This window comes from Sphaerimonospora mesophila, assembly GCF_001417795.1.
In the GTDB taxonomy this organism is placed as follows: Bacteria; Actinomycetota; Actinomycetes; order Streptosporangiales; family Streptosporangiaceae; genus Sphaerimonospora; species Sphaerimonospora mesophila.
In genome coordinates, this window is the sequence record NZ_BCBX01000082.1 from 1 (window position 1) to 2,651 (window position 2,651).

Consider the following 2,651-nt stretch of genomic DNA (forward strand, 5'->3'; position numbering starts at 1 on the left):
GAACATCGTTATCACGGGCGGCACAGCTGCAGGAAAAACGACCATGCTGCGGGCCCTCGCTTCTGCCATCGATCCGGCCGAGCGCCTCGCCACCCTCGAATCCGACTACGAACTGTTCCTCGACAAGCTCAAGCATCGCCACCAGAACGTGATCGCCTTCCAGTCCCGCCAGGCCAACTCCGAAGGCGCCGGCGCGGTCACCATCAACGACCTGATCCCGCACTCCCTACGAAAGAACATCAAGCGGATCTTCGTTGGCGAGGTGCGGTCCGACGAGATCATCCCGATGTTCGAGGCGATGAACACGGGCCACCCCGGTTCGATGTGCACAATCCACGCCGACGGCACCGAGGAGATCTTCAATCGGATCGTCATGCTCTGGACTCGCGGTGTGGGCACCCAGACTCCACCCGCCGTCATCCACCTGAACACCGGGGAAACTATTGACCTGGTCGTGCACCTGCGCATGGACCCATCGACGAACAGCCGGTTCGTCTCCGAAGTCCTCGAGGTCATGCCGCCGGCCGACAGCGAGCTGCCCAGCCGTAATCACGTCTTCAGCCCCACGGGACCAGGGGGCCGCGCGATGCCGAACATCACGCCTCAGTGCCTGCCCAGGCTGAAGGCCGCCGGGTTCGACCCGGCACTCCTCGACCCCTACACCGCGATGTGGGAGGTCCGGTGAACACATCTGCCCTTCTCATCGGGTTGAGCATCTCAGGCGTACTGGGCGGAGCTGCCTGCATTGTCATGGGCGTCATCGGCCAGGGAATGGATGAGCCGGTACGTCCGCCTGCTCGGTGGCTGGCCGTGTGCAAGTTCCTGATCGCACGACACCGACTCATCTTGAGCTCTGTCGCTGCCGCGGTTACCGTCCTCGGACTGACCGGATGGCCTGTCGCCGCGTGCGCCGCGGCAGTCGCCGTACTGGCCCTGCCGCGTGTGCTGACTGGACGCACCGCCGTACAGCAGATCCGCAAGCTTGAGGCACTGGAGCTGTGGACCCGGCGCCTCGCTGATCTGCTCGTAGCTGGGCGCGCGCTGGAGCAGGCCCTGGAGCAGAGTGCTGCCCGCAACGTCCCGCCCGCGATCGCCAGCCCAGTGTCGTCCCTCGCGCGTCGGCTTCGCGTGGCTCGGATGCCCACGGAGGAGGCACTTCGGCTCTTCGCAGACGAGCTGGACGATCCCGTTGGGGACCGTATCGCTGCTGCCCTCATCCTGGTGGCCCGGAGACGGGGCAAGGGAGCCAGCGCCGTACTGCACCAGCTTGCCGAGCTGGTCGCCAGGGATGTGAGCGATCGCCGGGAAGTAGAAGCCGCTCGGGCTGAGCACCGCACGACGGTGCGTTGGATCATTATCATCGTCGTCGCCTTCACCGCGATAGCGGTTATCCAGCGGTCCTATGCCGCCCCCTTCGGGACGCCGATCGGCCAGGCCGTACTGGCCGTCGTGGTCGCCTTCTACGGCGCGGCGCTTTCGTGGTTGCACCGCCTCGGCAGCGCCGCTGTAGGCCACCGCTTTCTCACAGATACAGGGAGGGGACGATGAGCCTTCCGGCGGTGGCAGCAGGAGCACTGATCGGCCTCGGCCTGATCACTGTTGCGGCGGAACTCTTCCCCGGCCCCCCGCGCTTGGACGCTGCTCTCGCACGCCTCGACGGAGTCCGCCGTCCTGGCCCGGTAGGCCGGCTCACCCTACGCATGGCGCGCTTTCCCGTGCCGCGCGACGACCTCGCGCTCCTCGGGATCAGCGTCGAGCGCTTCACCCTCCAGCGCGTCGCCTTTCTGCTGTTCGGGCTGCTCCTGCCTCTCCCGCTGAGTCTGCTGTGTGCGGCGGTCGGCCTTCCCCTGCCCTGGCCTGTACCCACCGGAGCAGGCCTGTTCCTCGGTGTTCTGTTCGCTCTGGTTCCCGGCTATGCCGCTCGCAGCCAGGCGCGCGAGCGGCGCCAGGAGTTCCGCGCGGCGCTGGCCACCTACCTCGACATGGTCGCGCTGGAGCGGGCCGCCGGCGCAGGCCCTCCCCAAGCGCTTCAGGCACCGGCAGAGGTGTGCACAGGCTGGGTATTCGGCCGAATCGCTCAGGTCCTGGAGCATGCCAGACGCGCTGGCGAGCAACCCTGGCGCGGACTCGCCGTTCTGGGGGAGCAAGTGGGAATTCTGGAGCTCTCCGAGCTCGCGGACATTGCCGAGGACGCCGGCACCGAGGGGGTCCAGGTGCTGTCCACGTTGCTCGCCAAAGCCCAGTCCATGCGCACCACGGCGCTGACCGACGCCAGAGCCCGTGCCAACAGCCGTACCAGCGAGATGCCCATCGCTATTGGCATCTCAGTCTTCGGATTCTTGGTGCTCGTCTGTTTCCCCGCCGTCTACCGGATCATGAGCTGAGGAGATCGACATGTCCAAGCTGCTGCCGCCGGAGATCGCTTCCTGGCTCGCTCTCAACGGACTGCTCCGGAACCGGCTCGAACAGCTGCGCAAGGATCCGGAGACGGGTGCGATGTCCGCCGAGGCCATGATCATCATTGCCGCGCTCGTCCTCGTAGCAATCACGGTTATGGGCATCGTGACAGCGAAGATCATCGACAAGGCCAACTCGATCAAACTGTGAGTCGATGCGGCGTGCGCAAAGTCAGCGATGAGCGGGGGATCATC

Annotated in this window: 4 protein-coding genes; all 4 read left to right on the forward strand. The window is 66.1% G+C overall.

What is annotated here, in order from left to right:
• Positions 1–685, forward strand: a 685-nt coding sequence (locus AP234_RS34110; RefSeq protein WP_160330547.1) for an ATPase, T2SS/T4P/T4SS family, incomplete at its 5' end; no start/stop codon positions are given.
• Positions 686–771: 86 nt separating this feature from the next.
• A complete protein-coding gene (locus tag AP234_RS39800; protein ID WP_431999135.1) occupies positions 772–1,548 on the forward strand; it encodes a type II secretion system F family protein in 777 nt (258 codons plus the stop codon).
• Positions 1,545–2,384, forward strand: a complete 840-nt coding sequence (locus AP234_RS34120; RefSeq protein ID WP_152990789.1) for a secretion system protein — start codon at positions 1,545–1,547, stop codon at positions 2,382–2,384. The genes AP234_RS39800 and AP234_RS34120 overlap by 4 nt, the downstream gene beginning before the upstream one ends.
• Positions 2,385–2,394: 10 nt before the next feature.
• Entirely contained in the window at positions 2,395–2,607 is a 213-nt protein-coding gene (locus AP234_RS34125; RefSeq protein ID WP_055483889.1) for a hypothetical protein, read from the forward strand.
• The last annotated feature ends 44 nt before the right edge of the window (positions 2,608–2,651 follow it).